Source organism: Miniimonas arenae (genome assembly GCF_006351005.1).
In the GTDB taxonomy this organism is placed as follows: domain Bacteria; phylum Actinomycetota; class Actinomycetes; order Actinomycetales; family Beutenbergiaceae; genus Miniimonas; species Miniimonas arenae.
In genome coordinates, this window is record NZ_VENP01000019.1 from 25,556 (window position 1) to 42,398 (window position 16,843).

Sequence of the window (16,843 nt, forward strand, 5' to 3'; positions counted from 1 at the left end):
GACCGGACCGATCCGACGTCCGCCCCGGCGAGCTCGCTCAGTCGGCGGCGGGCTTGGCGAGCCCCTGCTGGATGAGGCTCATGACGCCGGAGTCCGCGAGCGTCGTGACGTCGCCGACCGAGCGGTTCTCGGCCACGTCGCGCAGCAGGCGGCGCATGATCTTGCCCGACCGCGTCTTCGGCAACTCGGACACCACGAGGATCGACCGCGGCTTCGCGATGGGTCCGATCGCCTGTCCGACGTGGCCGCGCAGCGTGGCGACCACCTCGGCGTCGTCGTCGGGCCGGTCGGCCGCCTCGTCGCCGCCCCGCAGGATGACGAACGCGACGACCGCCTGACCGGTGGTCTCGTCCGCGGCGCCGACGACGGCGGCCTCGGCGACCCACGGGTGGGACACCAGCGCCGACTCGATCTCGGTAGTGGAGAGCCGATGCCCGGACACGTTCATCACGTCGTCCACCCGGCCCAGCAGCCAGATGTCGCCGTCCTCGTCCTTCTTCGCGCCGTCGCCGGCGAAGTACACGCCCGGGAACCGGGACCAGTACGTCTCCGCGAACCGCTTCTCGTCGCCCCAGATGCCACGCAGCATCGAGGGCCACGGCTCGGTGAGCGCGAGGTAGCCGCCCTGGCCGTTCCCGACGGCGTGACCGGCGTCGTCGAGCACCTCCGCGACGACTCCGGGCAGCGGGGTCTGCGCCGAGCCGGGCTTGGTCGCGGTGACGCCGGGCAGCGGGCTGATCATGATGGCGCCGGTCTCGGTCTGCCACCACGTGTCGACGATCGGCGCGCGGTCGCCGCCGATCACCCGGCGGTACCACATCCACGCCTCGGGGTTGATCGGTTCGCCGACGCTGCCGAGCAGGCGCAACGAGGACAGGTCGAACCCGGCCGGGATGTCCTCGCCCCACTTCATGCAGGTGCGGATCGCCGTCGGGGCGGTGTAGAGGATCGTCACGCCGTACTTCTGCACGATCTCCCACCAGCGGCCCTTGTGCGGGGTGTCGGGCGTGCCCTCGTAGATGACCTGGGTCGCGCCGTTGACGAGCGGGCCGTAGACGACGTAGCTGTGCCCGGTGATCCAGCCGATGTCCGCGGTGCACCAGTAGACGTCGGTCTCGGGCTTGAGGTCGAAGACCGCGTGGTGGGTGTACGCGGCCTGCGTGAGGTAGCCGCCCGTGGTGTGGAAGATGCCCTTCGGCTTCCCCGTGGTGCCGGACGTGTAGAGGATGAACAGCGGGTGCTCCGCGTCCACCCAGACCGGCTCGTGCTCGGCGGAGGCCTGCGGCACGACGTCGTGCCACCACACGTCGCGCTGTGGCGTCCACGCGACGTCGCCGCCGGTGCGGCGCACCACGAGCACGTGCTCGACGGCGGTCCCACCCTTCGCGAGCGCGTCGTCCACCGCGGGCTTCAGCGGGCTCGCACCGCCGCGGCGGTACCCGCCGTCGGCCGTGATGACGAGCTTGGCCTCGGCGTCGAGGATGCGGCTGTGCAGCGCCTCGGCGGAGAAGCCGCCGAACACGACCGAGTGCGGGGCGCCGATCCGGGCGCAGGCCAGGAGCGCGACGACGGCCTCGGGGATCATCGGCAGGTAGATGGCGACCCGGTCGCCGGTGCCGACGCCCAGCGCGCTGATCGCGTTCGCGGCCCGGGCGACGTCGGCAGCGAGTTCGCCGTAGGTGATCCGGCGCTGCTCGCCGTCCTCGCCCTCCCACAGGATCGCGACGCGGTCGCCGTTCCCGGCCGCCACGTGCCGGTCCACGGCGTTGTAGGCGGCGTTCAGCCGGCCGTCGGTGAACCAGCCGTACCGCGGCGCGGCGGAGTCGTCCAGGACGGTCTCGAACGGGGTCTGCCAGTCGAGGAGGGCGCGGGCGTTGTCGGCCCAGAACCCGAGCCGGTCGGCGTCGGCGCGCTCGTACGCCTCGGCCTGGACGTTCGCCTGCGCGGCGAACGCGGGGGTCGGGGGGAACGTGCGCGTCTCGTGCAGCAGGTTCTCGAGGGCAGGGGAGTCCGGGGTGGACTGGACGTCGGTCATGTCAGCTCCGGCGGCGTCGACGATGGGTGACGTCCGTCACTCTACGCACGCGTCGCGGCCGCGCGGGCCGGTGTCCGGCGAGAAGAACGCGAGAAGTTCTGAGCCCCCCGAGCGAGGCTCGGGGGGCTCAGGGTGGTGCGTCGGGATGCGGCCGCGGGTCCTCGCGGGTGGCAAGTGGGCGGCCGCGCGACTGCTCAGGCGTCGATCGGTCGGGTCAGTCCAGGCCGCGCGCCGCCCGCTCGGCCTTGATCCGGCCCTCGTTCCGGCCGCTGCGCCGGGTGGTGTGGGCGACGAGCGCGAGCAGCAGAAGCACGACGCCGAACGTCAGCAGCAGCCCGGACCGGCCCGTGTCGAGCAGGTAGTTGTACACGTTGGTGCCGAAGCCCTCGTTGAGGCCCGTGAACGTGTCCCGGTGGTCACGCAGCCACTGCATCGCCTCGCGCGGGAAGACGAGGAAGCCGATGCCGGCGAGCGCGATGACGCCGCCCCAGATCCAGGTCCCCAGGCTCGAGGCGCGGGTGACGAGCGCGATGACCAGCAGCGTGACCAGTCCGCCCGCGAGGCTGAGCAGGCCCGCGACGTTCACCTTGTCGTCGATCGCCTGCAGGCTCCAGAAGGTGCGCAGGGCGCCGTCGGTGAGCAGGAACCAGGCGATCGGCGCGGCGACGAGGATGCCGAGCACGCTCCACAGGTGCGCGGCCGTGCGCTTCACGGGCGGCTCGTGCCACTCCTCCTCGGGGTAGGGCTCCTTCTCCGCGGCCTGCTCGCGCAGCCGCCCGCCCGTCGAGCCGGCCAGCGCCGCCTCGTCGGCCAGCGGGACCGTGCGGCCCGGCGGCACGACCTGCGTGGTGGAGGTCTCCACCGGCCGGGTCTCCGTGCCCGTCGTCGTGGCGGCGGTCGTCGAGCCCGTCGTCGCGATCGGGGTGGTCGCGCCGACGGTCGCCCCGGTGGGCTCGGTCTCGGCGACGGGGAGCTTCGTCGTCGCCCCGGCGCCTGAGTGAGTGTCCGCGGACGCGCCGTCGGCGGACGGGCGTGCCGCGCCGCCGAACGCGCTGACCCGGGCGGGCGCCGTGCCCGCCGCGGTGGCGTCGGTCGCGCCGAGCCCACGTCCGCCGTCGGACGTGGGGTGTGCGCCGCTTCCGGCGCCCTCGGGTGTGGTCGCTCCGCCGAAGGCCGGCTCGGCCGGGCCGGAGGGTGGGGGCGGCGTGCTGCCGTCGTCGATCGGCGGCACCGGGCGGGGCGCCGAGTGCGACCCGGTCGACGCCGACTCGGGCGTCTCGTCCGCGGCGGGGCGAGGCGTGCTCTCGTCGGGCTGGTCGGGCGTGGTCATGGCGGTCCTCCTTGCGTCCCGGCCCACGCTAGGCGCACGGGGCCGCGGATCGGGGGATACGCGCCGAGGAGGACGTCAGGCGCGTCGCGCGGCGCCACGCGCGATGCGCCGCTCGCGGCGCTGCACGGCACGGCCGTCACGTCGCGCGAGGTGTGCCCCGAGGGCGCCGCCGAGCAGCGCGGCGGCGACGACCGCCGTCGTGCCCAAGCCGTCCGCGAACCACCACAACGAGGTGTCCAGGGTGTCCAGGAGCGGGGCGACGAGCGGGGAGCCGAGCGCTGACACGGCGGACGGCACCGCGTGCGAGAGCAGCGTCTGGACGGCGGACGCGAGCCACACGAGCCCCGCGATCCCGGGCCCGAGGGAGGACGTGGCGCCCAGGGCGGCGGGCAGGAGCAGGGCCACGACGAAGGCGAGGCCGGCGAGCCAGATCGAGCTGTCGGTCACGTCCCGGTTGGCACCCCAGAGCTCCAGGCCGTTCGTGAGCGCGACGCCGAGCACCGCCAGCACCACGCCGAGCACGAGCGAGGTGATGTGGGCGCCGAGCCTCGAGCGGGGCGGCACCGTGACGTCGCCGGCATCCTCGGTGACCTGCTCAGAGCGCTCGGTGTGGCGCCCGCGGCGTCGTGCGATCGTCGCCGCGATCGCCACCCCGAGGAGCGTGACCCCGACGGCGAGCACGCCCCCCGTGGTCAGGAGCGTCTGCGCGCCGAGCGCGAGGTCGACGCCGGCGTCGGCACCCGACGTGACGCTCGCCTCGACGCTCGGGCCGGGCAGGAGCTCGGCGAACCGGGCCGCGAGATCGGGCCACAGGAGACCGGCGAGGCCCGAGACCGCCCAGATGCCGCCCGCCGCTCCGGCGGCCGCCGAGGAGCGCGCCGCCCATCCGCCGTGTGCGGAGAGCAGCAGCATCGCCGCGGCGAGCGCGGCCCAGGCCCACCCGGGAGCACCGCCCCGCGCCGGCGCCTGGACGAGGTCGGGAGCCGCGACGGCGAACGTGAGGAACGCCGCCGTCCCGCCGACGAGGGCGAGGGCGACGCCACCGAGGTGCCAGCGGGCGCGCGAGCGCGGCGGGACGGGGCGAGGCAGCGGCGCACCGGCCTCGTCGGGCGCGCGCGGGGTGGTCGGTGGCCCGGGGGGCGTGGTGGCCGTGGCCGTGCTCGCGGCTGCCGGCGCTGGGGCGGTCGGTGCTGCGGTGGCGGTCGCCGCCGGCAGCGCCGACGTGGCGGGAGGGTCGGACGGCGTCGTGGTCAACGGTCCTCCTTCGCTGCGTGGGGCGGTGCGGCGCCCGCGGGGTCGGTGCGGCGTCGCGATCCGTTCGGCGGGTGGTGACGCGTTCGAGTATCCCCCTGGCGGGTGCCCTCGCGCGACGCGTGGCCCGGCATCGTGCCCTGGCGTGCACGTCAGGCTGCGGGCGGGTGTGTCGTCGCGCGACGCGGGGACGGGCAGCGTGCCTGGCGTGCGCGGCTGGGTAGCGGGCGAGTGTCCGACGGGCAGCGTGCCTGGCGTGCGCGGCTGGGTAGCGGGCGGGTTGTCCCCAGCCCGGCGCGAGGTGGGTCTGCTCGGCGCCGTCCCCAGGGCACGAGCGCCTGGCGCGCGCATCGCCGCATGCTCGTGGCGGAGGTGAGGCACATGGTGCGCAGGCGGGTCGGCGGGCCGGTCGTCGCGGGCGGCGAGACGCTCGTCGCGATTCGGAGCGCGGACGAGGTCCTGATCGACCTGGTGCGGGACGTGGTGGCGTGGTGGGGCGCACAGGTGCTCGTGCGGCCGCCGGGCACGCCGCCGCCGCCCGCGCACGTCCATGTCGACAGCGCATCCGAGCGACTGCCGGGAGACCCGTCGTGGGGCCGCGGGACGAGCATCGCGGTCTCGCGCGAGCCCGTGGCGGGTGCGATCGTGCTGCCGGCCGGGGCCGAGGACCTCGCGGACGCCGTCGCGCTGGCGCTCTCGGTCGGCACCGCCCGCACGGTCGGCGTGCTGGGTGCGTGCGGCGGACTCGGGACGTCCGTGACGGCGGCGCTCCTGGCACGCTGCGCAGCCGACGCTGGTCGGTCCACCGCGCTGCTCGACCTGGCCGGGGGGATCGACCTGCTGCTCTCGCTCGAGGACGAGCCGGGTCCGCGGTGGGCGGACCTGCCGGCGGCGGGCGGCCCGTACGTGGGCGAGCAGCTCGTGGCGGCGCTGCCGACCTGGCAGCGCGTGCGGGTGCTCACGTCCGACGCGCGCGGTGGCGCCGACCCGCGGGTGCGCGACCAGGTAGCGGGAGCGTTGGCGGGAGTGGTCCGGCTCGTGGTCCTCGATCTCGGGGCCGCGCCGGGCGACCTCGCGAGTGCGGCGCTCTGCGACGACCTCGTGCTGCTCACCAGCCCCGAGGTCCGGGCGGTGGCGGCGGTGCGGGCGGAGGTCGGCCAGCTGCACGGCCGAGTGGACGGGCCCCGGCTGCACCTCGTGGTGCGCAGCGTGCGCGGGCTGGACCTGCCGCGGGGCGAGGTGGAGGAGGCGTGCGGCCTCCCGGTGCGCGCGGTGCTGCCCCACACGCGGGGGATGGCCGTCGACCTCGCGCGCGGGGTGACGCCGGGTGACCGTCGGCGTGCGGGACTCACGCGCGCGGTGCGCGGCCTCGTCCGGGAGCTGGGGCTCGCGTGACCTGGCCAGTGTCGGCGACTCCTGACCCGCCGGCGAGGGTGGACCAGGGGTTCGCTCGCGCCGTCGTCCGGGAGCTGGGGTTCGCGTGACCCGGCCCGCGGTGGACACCCCTGCCGGGGTGGCGCTCGTGCGCCGTGAGGCCGCGCGGGCGGCGAGCGCGAGCGGAGACCGGCTGCGCGTCGCCTGTCGCGACGTCATCGTCGGCTCCGGCGACGCGCTGGGGGTGCGCTCCGCCGTCGCGGGTCTCGCCGACGTGACCGCCGACCTCGCCGGCTCCGGCGCGGCGCTGCGCGAGCTGTGGCGGGATCCGGCCACCACGGACGTGCTCGTGAACGGCCCCACGGAGGTGTGGGTGGACCGGGGCGAGGGGCTGCGCAGGGTCGAGCTCGACGTCGGGGACGTGCGCCGCCTCGCGACCCGCCTGGCGGCCGCTGCCGGCCAACGGCTCGACGACGCGGCGCCGGTCGCCGACGGCAGGCTGCCCGACGGCGTCCGACTGCACGCCGTGCTCGCGCCGATCGCCGCCGGCGGCGCGTGCGTGTCGCTCCGGCGGCACGTGACCCGGGCGCTCGGCCTGGCCGAGTGGCACGCGTCGGGCGGGCTCGGACCCCTGGCGCACGAGGTGCTCGGAGCCCTCGTCGACTGCCGCGCGAACGTGCTCGTGAGCGGTGGCACCGGGACCGGCAAGACCACGCTCCTCGCCGCGATGCTGTCCCGAGCCCCCGGCACCGAGCGGATCGTGTGCATCGAGGAGGCGCGCGAGCTCGCACCCCGGCATCCGCACGTCGTACACCTGCAGGCCCGCGCGGCGAACGTGCAGGGCGCGGGCGGCGTGAGCCTGACCGACCTCGTGCGGGCCGCGATGCGGATGCGACCCGACCGGCTCGTGCTGGGGGAGTGCCGCGGCGCCGAGGTGCGCGAGGTGCTGCTCGCGCTGAACACCGGGCACGACGGCGGCATGGCGACCGTGCACGCGAACGCGGCCCCCGACGTCCCGGCGCGGTTGCAGGCGCTCGGGTCGCTGGCGGGGATGACCCCCGCGGCCGTCGCGGTGCAGGCGGTGAGCGCGTTCGACGCCGTGGTCCACGTGGTGCGGCGTGGCGGCGTGCGACTCGTGGAGCAGATCGCGGTGCTCGACCTCGACGAGGGGCGCCTGCGCGCGCGGCTCGCGCTCGTACGGCCGACCGGAGCGGGGGATCTGGTGCCGTCCGCGGCGTGGGACGTGCTCGCGCGGCGGCTCGAGCGGGGCGCGACGTGACCGGGTCGGTGCTGCTGGCGGCGCTGCTCGCGGGCGCGGGTGGTGCGCTCGCCGTGTGGGGCGTCCCTCGGCGGCGCCGCGGTGGGGCGGGTCGGGAGAGGGCGCGGGCGCGTGCGAGGGGCGGCGGAGATCGTGTGGCCTCGTGGGTGAGGCGAGCCCGCGGGCGCCGTCGAGCGCGCCCGCTCGATGCGACGGCGCTCGCGCTCGCGTGCACGGGTGCGGCGAGCCGGCTCCGCGCCGGGGCCTCGCCCGCCGACGCGTGGGCGGCCGAGCTCGGGCCGGGTGACCGCCCCGTCCAGCGGCCGACCGTCGGGGACGCGGCTGGCTGGCCGGGTCGGACAGGTCACGCGCTGTCGAGGACCGTCACCGGTGCGGGACGGCCGCTCGACGGCGTCAGCGGTTTCGGCCTCGGCTCCGGCCTCGGGCTCGGTCTCGACGGGCCGGGGCCGACCGGCCGCGCGGCGCCCGCGGCGCCTGCGGGCCTGGAGGGCGTGCCCGAGCCGCTGCTCGCGCTCGTGGGGAGCTCGGCTGCGGCGGACGGGGCCGCGGTGGCGTGCGCGGTGGCCGCACGATGCGGGGCGCCGCTGGCCCACGTGCTCGACGCGTGTGCAGCCGGCGTCGCGGAGGCCGCGGCCGCCGACGCCGAACGTCGCCGAGCTCGAGCGGGGCCGGCGACGACGGCGCGCATGCTCGCCTGGCTCCCGCTCGCCGCGCTCGGTCTCGGGGCCCTGCTCGGCGCCGACGTCGTCGGCGTGGTGCGCGCCGGCGGGTGGCCGGCGCTCGCCGTCGGGCTCGGTGCGGTGCTGCTGGCCCTCGGGCACGCGTGGACGCGTGCGCTGGTCCGGGCCGCTGCCCGAGAACCGACGGTGCGTCCGCGCACCGTCGGGGTCGTCCACCGCGAGGGCGCGTGATCGCGCTGGCTGCGGCACTGCTCGCGGTGGCGTGTGCGCTCGCCGTCCTGCCGCAGCCCGCGCCGTCGACCGTGGTGGCCGCGCCTCACCGGCGGCGTTCACTCATGCTCGACCCGCCGCTCGTCTGCGACCTGGTCGCGAGCCTGCTCGCGGCGGGCGCGTCGGTGCCAGCCGCCCTCGAGGCGCTCGGCGAGGCGGCGGGGGAGGAGGAACTCGCCGTCGGCGCGCGGATGCTGCGCCTCGGTGCGGACTGGACGGAAGCGTTCGACCGGGTGCCCTCGGCCTGGGGACTGGTGCTCGCGCCGTTGGCGACGGCGTGGGAGCACGGTGTGGACCCCGGCCCGTCGCTCGCGGCGGCCGCCGCGGCCTGGCGCGCGCAGCGCACGGCTCGCGCGCGGGAGGAGGCTGAGCGGCTCGCGGTGCGGCTCGTGCTGCCGCTGGGGCTTTGCCTGCTCCCGGCGTTCGTGCTCCTCGGACTCGTCCCGGTCGTGGTCGCGACGGGCGGGGACCTGCTCGGCGCGTGGTGATCCGGGCGCGTGCCTTCGGTGGTGGCCGGCGCCGCCCGAGCGGGCCGCGGCGGGCGCCGCCGTGCCGGCACCCGGCGCAGGAGCGTCCCGCTCGGTCGTCACCCGATCTTCTCCGAGGGGCCGTGCCTCCCCCTCGTGTTGTCCCCACCGTGCCGACACGCGCGCCGTCCCGGGAGCGTGCACACCCCCCGTGGCGGCCCTCGGCGGCGAGGCGGATGGTCGGGTGCAGGAGCCGAGGGACGGCTCGGGAAGAGGTTCGACGATGAGCGATGTGACCAAGCGCGTGGCCCGGCGCCTGCGCGGCTGGCAGGAGCTGGTGACGGTCGGGTTCGGGCGGCGCTGGCGGCTCGTGACGGCGCGTGCCGAGGCGGGGATGGCGACGGCCGAGTACGCCATCGTCACGCTGGCTGCCGTGGCGTTCGCCGGTCTGCTGCTCGCGATCTTCCGGGGCGGGGAGGTGCGTGACCTGCTGCTCGGGATCATCCGCGACGCCCTGTCGGTGTAGCCGTGCGCTCGAGCGAGCGCGGCAGCGTGACGGCCGAGACCGCCGTCGTGCTGCCCGCGGTCGTCCTCGTGCTCGTCGCGGTGCTCTCCGCGGGTTCGGCGGGTGTCGCGCAGCTGCGGTGCTCAGACGCCGCCCGCGTGGCCGCCCGCGCGGCGGCGATCGGTGAGGTCGACCCGGTCGCCGCCGCGCTCGCCGTCGCGGGTGTGGGGGCCGACGTCAGCGTGAGCAGCGCGGACGGGTGGGTGCACGTGGTCGTTTCTCGCGAGGTCGCCCTGCCGTTCGGGGCCGAGGTCACGGTGGTCGGACGAGCGGCCGCCCTGGACGAGCCGGGGGACCCGTGAGGTCCGGCGCGGCCCCGCGGGTCGGGGCGGCCACGGCGGCCTGCGAGACCCTAACGGGTGCGTTTCGGCGGGTCGGGGCGGCCGTGGGGAACGGCGGGCGAGCGGACCGGGAGCGCGGATCCGGGACGGTCCTCGTCCTCGGCGTGGTGGGCGCCGGTCTGGTGCTGCTCGTGATGATCGCGCTGCTCGTCGGCGTGGTGCGCGCTCGCGCACAGGCGCAGACGGCCGCCGACTTGGCCGCGGTCGCGGCGGCCACGGCGTGGTTCGACCCGGTGCGCGGCGACCCGTGCATGCTGGCCCGTCGCGTCGCTGCGGAGAGCGGTGCGGCCCTCGTCGCGTGTGCCGTCAACGACGGCCAGGCAACGGTGTCCGCGACGGTGCCGACGCCGCTTGGAGCGGCGTTCGCGCAGGCGCGGGCGGGTCCGGCTGACCGCTGACCGGCTGCTCGGCGAGCACACGTCCTGGTGGTGTCCGTCGTGCTGACGCAGGTGCTCGCGGGCACACGCTCTGCCCGGCCGCATCGCGGCGACGATCGCGTGCCGACCGCCGGCGCTCGCGGGCACTCGCAGCGCCTGCGAGGGACGGATCCGGGTCGGGCGTTCGGACGGCCGTGTCAGCTCGAGGGTGCGACCGCCCGCAGGAACGCGAGCACGCGCAGTGCGGCGCCCTTGTCCAGCGGGTGGTTCCCGTTGCCGCACTTGGGCGAGAACACGCACCGCGGGCAGCCGCGGTGACACCCGCACGACGCCACCGCCTCGTACGTCGCCTCGATCCAGCGCTGCGCCGCGCGGAACCCGCGCTCGGCGAACCCCGCGCCGCCGGGGTAGCCGTCGTGCACGATCACCGTCGGCGCGCCGGTGTCGGGGTGCAGCGCCGTTGAGACACCCCCGATGTCCCACCGGTCGCACGTCGCCAGCAGCGGCAGCACGCCGATCGCGGCGTGCTCCGCGGCGTGCAGCGCCCCCGGGACCTCGCCCGGGGCGATGCCAGTCTCGGCCGTCAGCACGTCGGTGGGGCAGGACCACCACACACCGGTGGTCGGCAGCGTCCGCACGGGCATCTCGAGCGGCACCGTGCCGATCACGGCCATCGACGGCGGCCGGCGCACGTCGTAGGACTGGACCTGGGAGGTGACCTCGACCGGCCCGTACGCCCAGGTCACGGGTCCCCACACGGCACGGGAGCGGACGTCGAGCAGCGTCGCGTGGTGCGCGGCGTGCGCCGCCGTGCGGTGGGCCGCGACCTCCGCGTGCACGAGCGCGGCGTCCTCGGTCAGCTCGTCCACCACGTACGTCCGCCCCTGGTGGACGTACACCGCGCCGGGGTGGACGACGGCGTCGGACCGCCCGCCGTCGACCGTGCCCAGGACGGTGCCGGTGGCGGTCTCGACCACCGCGACGCCGGGCGCCCCACCCCCTCGCAGGTCCGTGAGGCGCGACGGCGACTCCGGCCGAGCGAAGTTCCAGTACCAGCCGCCCGGGCGGCGCCGCAGCAGACCGCGCTGGCCGAGCTCCACCAGCAGCGCGTCGTCCGACAGGCCGAACAGGTCCACGTCGGAGGCGGTGAGCGGCAGCTCGGCCGCCGCCGCGCACAGGTGCGGCGCGAGGACGTAGGGGTTGCACGGGTCGAACGTGGTCGCCTCGACCGCCTCGTCGAAGATCGCCTCGGGGTGGTGGACGAGATAGGTGTCGAGCGGGTTGGCGCCGGCGACGAGCACCGCGACGCCGTCGGCGCCGGCGCGCCCGGCACGGCCGGTCTGCTGCCAGAACGACACGCGCGTGCCCGGCCAGCCGGCCATGAGCACCGCGTCCAGGCCCGAGACGTCGATGCCGAGCTCGAGCGCGTTGGTGGTCGCGAGCGCGCCCAGGCGCCCCTCGCGCAGCGCGCGCTCGAGCACCCGCCGCTCCTCCGGCAGGTAGCCGCCGCGGTAGGCGGCGACGGCGACCGACCCGCCAGCCTCCAGCGTGGGGACGGGGTCGACGACGTCGTCGGCGGCCAGCGAGCTGAGCGCGTCGAGCCCGCCGCCCGTGCGCCGGGCGAGCGTGCGCGCGGTCTCGGTCGCCACCGACTCCACCCCCGCCCGCGAGCGGACGAACGCGAGCGTGCGCCGGTCGGCGAGCACCAGGTCGGCGAGCAGGTCGGTCGTCTCCCGCAGCGCGCTGCGGCGCACCACGTCCTGCGGCGCACCCGACGGCGTGGGCGCGCTCGACGGCGTGGGCTCGCCCGACCGCGTGGGCTCGCGAGGCGACGACCGTGCGTCGACCGGGTGCGGACCCGGCGGAGCGTCGTCCGTCGTCCGATCCGAGGGGTCGCCACCTCTCGCCCACGCCGCATCGGACGGCGAGCCCGGGGACGACGCCCACCCCGGCGAGGCGGGGTAGCCGTCGTTCGCGGGCGTGCCGCCGGGTGCCTCGAGGGCCCAGTCCTCGCCGTCGGGCGCATCGACCGGCGGCGGCTCCCAGAGCGCGACGTGCCGGCGGCCCTGGGGCGCCGTCGAGCGCGTGACCGCGACGACGTCCTCGGCGCGCACGCCGATGAGTCGCGCGAGCGTCTCGCCCGGCTCGCCCGCCGTGGCGGACGCGGCGACGACCACCGGGGTCGCGCCGAGGTGAGCCGCGATCCGGAGCAGGCGGCGCAGCACGAGCGCGACGTGGGCCCCGAGCACGCCCCGGTACGCGTGGCACTCGTCGAGCACGACGTGCGTGAGGCCGCGCAGGAACCGCGACCACCGCTCGTGTCCCGGCAGCAGCGTGAAGTGCAGGAAGTCGGGGTTGCTCAGCACGACGTCCGCATGCGCGCGGGCCCAGTCGCGCTCGTTGGGCGGGGTGTCGCCGTCGCACGTGGTGACACGAACGTCGCGATCCAGGCCGCCCGCGGCCAGCAGCGCGTGGAGCGCGGACGCCTGGTCGGCGGCGAGCGCCTTGGTGGGGGACAGGTACAACACGCTCGCGCGTCGTCGGATCGACGCCACGCTGCCGGTCGGGGCGGGCGCCGCGAGCACCGCGGTCAGCGCCGGCAGCCATGCCGCGAGCGACTTGCCGGAACCGGTGGACGTCGCGAGAACCGTGTGCGCGCCGTCGTGCACCGCCTGCGCCGCCTCGACCTGGTGCCGCCACGGCGCGCTCACACCGCTGGCGCGGTAGGCCTCGACGAGGCGCGACGGCGCCCAGTCAGGCCAGAGGGCGCGCTCGCCCTCGCGCGGCGGGAGCTCGGCCACGTGCAGGAGGCTCGCGCGGCGCGCGGGGGTCGTCAGCAGCGCGTCCAGCGCGCTCGGGGCACCACCGCGCGGGACGTCGTTCACCACACTCCCCGCCGTCACCGTCCCATCCTCCCCCGCGGGTGCGACACCACCGATCGGCAAAGCCGTGACCAAGCCCCGGCCAAGCGCCGGAAAGAACTTCGTTGTCGCTGCAAGAGATCTCCGCCCCTCGACACAGAGAGAGTAGGAAGCCGCCCGGCCCTGACCCGATCTCACCAAGGAGACTCGTCATGACCCGCACCCAGACCGTCGTCCGTCCCCGCGTCGCTGCCGCGCTCGCCGTCGCGCTGCTGCTGCTCACCACGGTCCTCACGTTCGGCGTCGCCGGCCGCGTCGACGCCGCGCCCGCCGCTCAGCTCCCGGTCGGCTCGTGGGTGCTCGAGAGCAACCCGGCCATCACGCTCGACGTCGCGCCCGACGGCCACGTGAGCGGCTCGGGCGGCCTCAACCGGTACGCCACCACGATGGTCGTGAACGCCGACGGCACCGTCGACTTCGCCCCGTTCATGACGACGCTCATGGGCGGCCCGAACGACGTGATGGCCGCCGAGCACGCGTTCCTGATGTTCCTCGAGGGCGTCGTGCAGGCCGACGTCGCCGGTGCGACCCTCACCCTCACCACGGGCGACGGCGTGAGCCAGGTCTTCGTCGCCGCCTGACGCGACACCACCTCCGACCGCCCCACCTCCCACCGTACGAGAGGGCCCGACGGCGAGCGACGCCGTCGGGCCCTCGCGTGCCGCAAGCCACGGTCGCCGCGGGGTCTCGGCACAGCCCGCGACGGTAGGTTGGACCCCATGCTCGATGCCGCCTCGGTCCTCGGTGACCGTGTCTCCGCCGCCATCGAGGCGGCCTTCGGCCTCACCGACGTGGACCCCGTGCTGCGCCCCTCGCAGTTCGCCGACACGCAGGCCAACGCCGCCCTCGCCCTGGCCAAGAAGGTGGGCCGGAACCCGCGCGAGACCGCTGCGGCGATCCTCGCCGAGCTCGACCTGTCCGACGTCGGCACCGTCGAGGTCTCCGGGCCGGGGTTCCTCAACGTCACCGTGAACAAGGACTGGATCGCTCGCCAGATCGCGGCGCTCGTCGCCGACCCCCGCCTCGGCGTCCCGGTGCAGCCGGCGCGCGTGATCCCGATCGACTACTCCGCCCCGAACGTGGCCAAGGAGATGCACGTTGGCCACCTGCGCACCACGATCGTCGGCGACGCGCTCGCCCGCACGCTCGAGGCGCTCGGCCACCGCGTGATCCGGCAGAACCACATCGGCGACTGGGGCACGCCCTTCGGCATGCTCATCGAGCACTACCTCGAGGTCGGCGGCGAGTCGGCCGAGGCCGATCTCCTGCGCACCGACCCGAACGCTTTCTACCAGGCCGCGCGCGCGAAGTTCGACGACGACTCCGACGGCGGCGCCTGGGCCACCCGCGCGCGCGAGCGGGTGGTGCTGCTGCAGGCGAAGGACCCGCAGTCGATCGAGATCTGGCGCGGCATGATCGGCCACTCGACCGAGTACTTCCACGCGATCTACGACGCGCTGGCCGTCACGCTCACCGACGACGACCTCGCCGGGGAGTCCTTCTACGACCCGATGCTGCAGGACGTGTGCGACGAGCTCGAGCGGCTCGGGCTCGCCGTCGAGAGCGACGGCGCGCTGTGCGTCTTCCCCGAGGGGTTCACCGGCCGCGACGAGAAGCCGCTGCCGCTCATCATCCGCAAGTCCGACGGCGGCTTCGGCTACGCCACCACCGACCTCGCCGCGATCCGCTACCGCGCGCAGCAGCTGCACGCGGACCAAATCCTCTACGTCGTGGGCGCCTCGCAGGCGCTGCACTTCCGGATGGTCTTCGCCGCCGCGGAGAAGGCCGGGTGGCTCACCCGGCCCGACGGCGAACGCACCGTCCCCGTGCACGTCCAGATCGGTTCGGTGCTGGGGGAGGACGGCAAGATCCTGCGCACCCGCTCCGGCGCGCCGCTCCGGCTCGCGGCGCTGCTGCAGGAGGGCGTGGACCGGGCGAGCGCCGTGGTCGAGGAGTCCCGCGAGGACCTCACGCCGGCCGAGCGCGCCGACATCGCGCGCCAGGTGGGCGTCGGCGCCGTGAAGTACGCCGACCTGTCGGTCGCGCACGACACGGACTACGTCTTCGACTTCGACCGCATGCTCGCGCTCACCGGGAACACCGGGCCGTACCTGCAGTACGCCGCGGCGCGGATCCGGTCGATCTTCCGCAAGGCGGAGCTCGACCCCGCTACCCAGTCCGCGCCCGTCGTGCTCGGTGAGCCCACCGAGCGGGCGCTCGCGCTCGCGCTGCTCGGCTACGGCGCGGTCGTCGCGGACGTCGGCGACCAGCAGGCGCCGCACCGGCTCGCGGGCTACCTCTTCGAGCTGGCTCAGGCGTTCACCAGCTTCTACGACGCGTGCCCCGTGCTCACGGCCGACGACGAGGCCACCCGGTCCTCGCGGCTCACGCTCACCGCGGCCACGCTGCGCGTCCTCGTGCACGGGCTCGACCTGCTCGGGATCGCCTCGCCCGAGCGGATGTAGGGGCGGCGCGCCCGGGATCGGCGGCTGCGCGCCCGGGCGGATGTCGGAGCTGCGCGCCCGGGATCGAGGGCTGCGCGCCCGGCCTGGTCGGCGCTTCACCGTGAGAACGGCCCGTGGCGACCAAAACGGCCCGCTGCGGGCCGTTTTCGTCGCCTCGGGCCGTTCTCGGCGAGGCGTGTTCGGGTGGGTCGCTCGCGGGGGGCCGTTCTCGTCGCCTCAGTCCGTTCTGGGCGTGCCGTCCTCGCCGAGACGCGGTGGGCGACCGGTCGAGAGCGCGCGCTACTAGGTGATGGTGAGCGGCGCGGTGGCCGCGACGACGAGGCCGCCGTCGCGCACCACGTGCACGGCGACGACGACCACGTACTCGCCGGGCGGCAGGTCGCCGATGCTCGGGGCGGGCGTCGCCGAGCCTGTCCCCGGGGTGCCGACGCCGTCGCCCCCGCCGTCACCGCCGCTACCTCCGACGCCGCCGCCGTCACCCCCGCCCACCCCGCCGGCCGTGTCCGGCGCGGCGGCGTCCGCGGCCCTCACCTCGGCTTCGTCCGAGGCCGCCTCCACAGCACCGTCCGGAGCCGCAGGAGTGAGCAGGGAGCCACCCGCCGCGGCGGTGGCAGCCGGGGTCGGCAGCGCCGTGCCGCAGTCGGCCGCGAGGTCCTGGCTCAGGGGAACGACGATGCTCTCACCCGGCGTCAGCGCGAGCACCGGACCGGCGTCCGTGCCGACCGGCGGCCGGGAGACGACCACGCCGTTCTGGAGCACCGTGACGGTGGCGAAGTACTGCTCCGGGGCGATGCTCGCCGTCGTCGTGAGCACGGCGGTCCCGCGCAGTGCGGTTCCGCTCGGCGTGGCGGGCAGGGGGTCGACGGCGAGCGACAGCACCGCGTTCGGCGTCGGGGGCGTCGCGGGTTGCCCGCACCGGGGCGACCACGACCGGGAGGCGAGTGTGACCGCGGGGGTGGGGCTCGCCGTCGGACCCGGCGTGGGCGTGGTCGGCCGGGGCGATGCGGTGGGTGTCGTCGGCGCGGGCTCGACCGGCGCACCGGGGGAGGGTGCGGCGCTGGCCTCCGGGGCCGACGACGACGCCGGCGCGCCCGGCGCGGGCGCGGGCCGGGAACCGCCGGCGACGGGCCGCCGCGTGGGCGATGCGCTCGGCGAGGGCGCGGCGGACGCACTCGGCGCCGGACCGGGCGCGGCGGCCTCGGTGGCGTCCTCGTCCGAGGCCGGCGGGGTGTACGCGGGGTAGGCCGGCTCCATCACGGCGGGCTCGCTGGGGAGCTCGGCGCTCGAGGTGCACGCGACCAGAGCGCCGGAGGCCGCGACGATGACGATCGCCGCACCGGTCCGGCGCATCAGGGCTGTGCGCATCGTGATCCTCTGGTGCTTCGTGGCCCCCCGGCCGTGCGTCCATGGCACCGGACGGGGACGTGGCGCGTCAAGCCGGCGTCGCGCATCTCACGCTCGACTATGGTTGCCGGACGCCCGGTCGTG

At 76.2% G+C, this 16,843-nt stretch carries 14 protein-coding genes; 9 read left to right on the plus strand and 5 right to left on the minus strand.

Going from position 1 to position 16,843, the window contains the following annotated elements; translation table 11 throughout:
- Positions 1–37: 37 nt before the first annotated feature.
- The 3 genes from acs to FH969_RS06795 all read right to left on the minus strand — a co-directional run bounded on the left by acs (position 38) and on the right by FH969_RS06795 (position 4,619).
- Positions 38–2,035 (minus strand): acetate--CoA ligase, encoded by a 1,998-nt coding sequence (gene acs, locus FH969_RS06785; RefSeq protein WP_139986579.1) that lies wholly within the window; start codon positions 2,033–2,035, stop codon positions 38–40.
- A 214-nt stretch (positions 2,036–2,249) separates the two neighbouring features.
- Positions 2,250–3,365, minus strand: a complete 1,116-nt coding sequence (locus FH969_RS06790; RefSeq protein WP_139986580.1) for a hypothetical protein — start codon at positions 3,363–3,365, stop codon at positions 2,250–2,252.
- Between the two features lie 75 nt (positions 3,366–3,440).
- Positions 3,441–4,619, minus strand: a complete 1,179-nt coding sequence (locus tag FH969_RS06795) for a hypothetical protein (RefSeq protein ID WP_139986581.1) — start codon at positions 4,617–4,619, stop codon at positions 3,441–3,443.
- 378 nt (positions 4,620–4,997) lie between these two features.
- Here FH969_RS06795 and FH969_RS06800 point away from each other — a divergent pair, with 378 nt between their 5' ends.
- From FH969_RS06800 to FH969_RS06825, 7 genes are all read left to right on the plus strand, one after another.
- Entirely contained in the window at positions 4,998–6,011 is a 1,014-nt protein-coding gene (locus FH969_RS06800) for a CpaE-like family protein (RefSeq protein ID WP_139986582.1), read from the plus strand.
- 85 nt (positions 6,012–6,096) lie between these two features.
- On the plus strand, positions 6,097–7,269 hold the full coding sequence (locus tag FH969_RS06805; RefSeq protein ID WP_234417482.1) for a TadA family conjugal transfer-associated ATPase: 1,173 nt from the start codon (positions 6,097–6,099) through the stop codon (positions 7,267–7,269).
- Between the two features lie 146 nt (positions 7,270–7,415).
- Complete coding sequence (locus tag FH969_RS15200) at positions 7,416–8,180, plus strand: hypothetical protein (RefSeq protein ID WP_180359705.1); 765 nt, start codon at positions 7,416–7,418, stop codon at positions 8,178–8,180.
- Complete coding sequence (locus FH969_RS15205; protein WP_180359706.1) at positions 8,177–8,707, plus strand: type II secretion system F family protein; 531 nt, start codon at positions 8,177–8,179, stop codon at positions 8,705–8,707. The genes FH969_RS15200 and FH969_RS15205 overlap by 4 nt, the downstream gene beginning before the upstream one ends.
- Positions 8,708–8,969: 262 nt before the next feature.
- The gene (locus tag FH969_RS06815; RefSeq protein ID WP_108719036.1) at positions 8,970–9,212 is read left to right on the plus strand and encodes a DUF4244 domain-containing protein; all 243 of its coding nucleotides are present in this window, start codon (positions 8,970–8,972) and stop codon (positions 9,210–9,212) included.
- Positions 9,213–9,238: 26 nt separating this feature from the next.
- Complete coding sequence (locus FH969_RS06820) at positions 9,239–9,553, plus strand: TadE family type IV pilus minor pilin (protein ID WP_108720171.1); 315 nt, start codon at positions 9,239–9,241, stop codon at positions 9,551–9,553.
- A gap of 83 nt (positions 9,554–9,636) precedes the next feature.
- Positions 9,637–9,990: an Rv3654c family TadE-like protein gene (locus FH969_RS06825; protein ID WP_108719037.1), complete on the plus strand. Its 354-nt coding sequence runs from the start codon at positions 9,637–9,639 to the stop codon at positions 9,988–9,990.
- Between the two features lie 176 nt (positions 9,991–10,166).
- Here the strand turns inward: FH969_RS06825 and FH969_RS06830 are convergent, their stop codons facing one another.
- Positions 10,167–12,872: a DEAD/DEAH box helicase gene (locus FH969_RS06830; RefSeq protein WP_246071747.1), complete on the minus strand. Its 2,706-nt coding sequence runs from the start codon at positions 12,870–12,872 to the stop codon at positions 10,167–10,169.
- 170 nt (positions 12,873–13,042) lie between these two features.
- Between FH969_RS06830 and FH969_RS06835 the strand changes: the two genes are divergently transcribed.
- Together FH969_RS06835 and argS are read left to right on the plus strand one after the other, a co-directional pair.
- Positions 13,043–13,471: an META domain-containing protein gene (locus tag FH969_RS06835; RefSeq protein WP_139986584.1), complete on the plus strand. Its 429-nt coding sequence runs from the start codon at positions 13,043–13,045 to the stop codon at positions 13,469–13,471.
- Positions 13,472–13,609: 138 nt separating this feature from the next.
- Positions 13,610–15,355 (plus strand): arginine--tRNA ligase, encoded by a 1,746-nt coding sequence (argS, locus tag FH969_RS06840; RefSeq protein ID WP_139986585.1) that lies wholly within the window; start codon positions 13,610–13,612, stop codon positions 15,353–15,355.
- A gap of 282 nt (positions 15,356–15,637) precedes the next feature.
- Here argS and FH969_RS15210 read toward each other — a convergent pair whose 3' ends face one another.
- Positions 15,638–16,720 carry a hypothetical protein gene (locus FH969_RS15210; RefSeq protein WP_180359707.1) on the minus strand — a complete coding sequence of 361 codons (1,083 nt, stop codon included), beginning with the start codon at positions 16,718–16,720 and terminating at the stop codon, positions 15,638–15,640.
- Positions 16,721–16,843 lie beyond the last annotated feature (123 nt).

Excerpts from the sequence above, each read along its gene's own strand:
- acs (WP_139986579.1), bottom strand. The coding sequence starts at position 2,035 with ATGACCGACGTCCAGTCCACCCCGGACTCCCCTGCCCTCGAGAACCTG.
- FH969_RS06790 (WP_139986580.1), bottom strand. The coding sequence starts at position 3,365 with ATGACCACGCCCGACCAGCCCGACGAGAGCACGCCTCGCCCCGCCGCG.
- FH969_RS06800 (WP_139986582.1), top strand. The coding sequence starts at position 4,998 with ATGGTGCGCAGGCGGGTCGGCGGGCCGGTCGTCGCGGGCGGCGAGACG.
- FH969_RS06815 (WP_108719036.1), top strand. The coding sequence starts at position 8,970 with ATGAGCGATGTGACCAAGCGCGTGGCCCGGCGCCTGCGCGGCTGGCAG.
- FH969_RS06835 (WP_139986584.1), top strand. The coding sequence starts at position 13,043 with ATGACCCGCACCCAGACCGTCGTCCGTCCCCGCGTCGCTGCCGCGCTC.
- argS (WP_139986585.1), top strand. The coding sequence starts at position 13,610 with ATGCTCGATGCCGCCTCGGTCCTCGGTGACCGTGTCTCCGCCGCCATC.
- FH969_RS15210 (WP_180359707.1), bottom strand. The coding sequence starts at position 16,720 with ATGCGCACAGCCCTGATGCGCCGGACCGGTGCGGCGATCGTCATCGTC.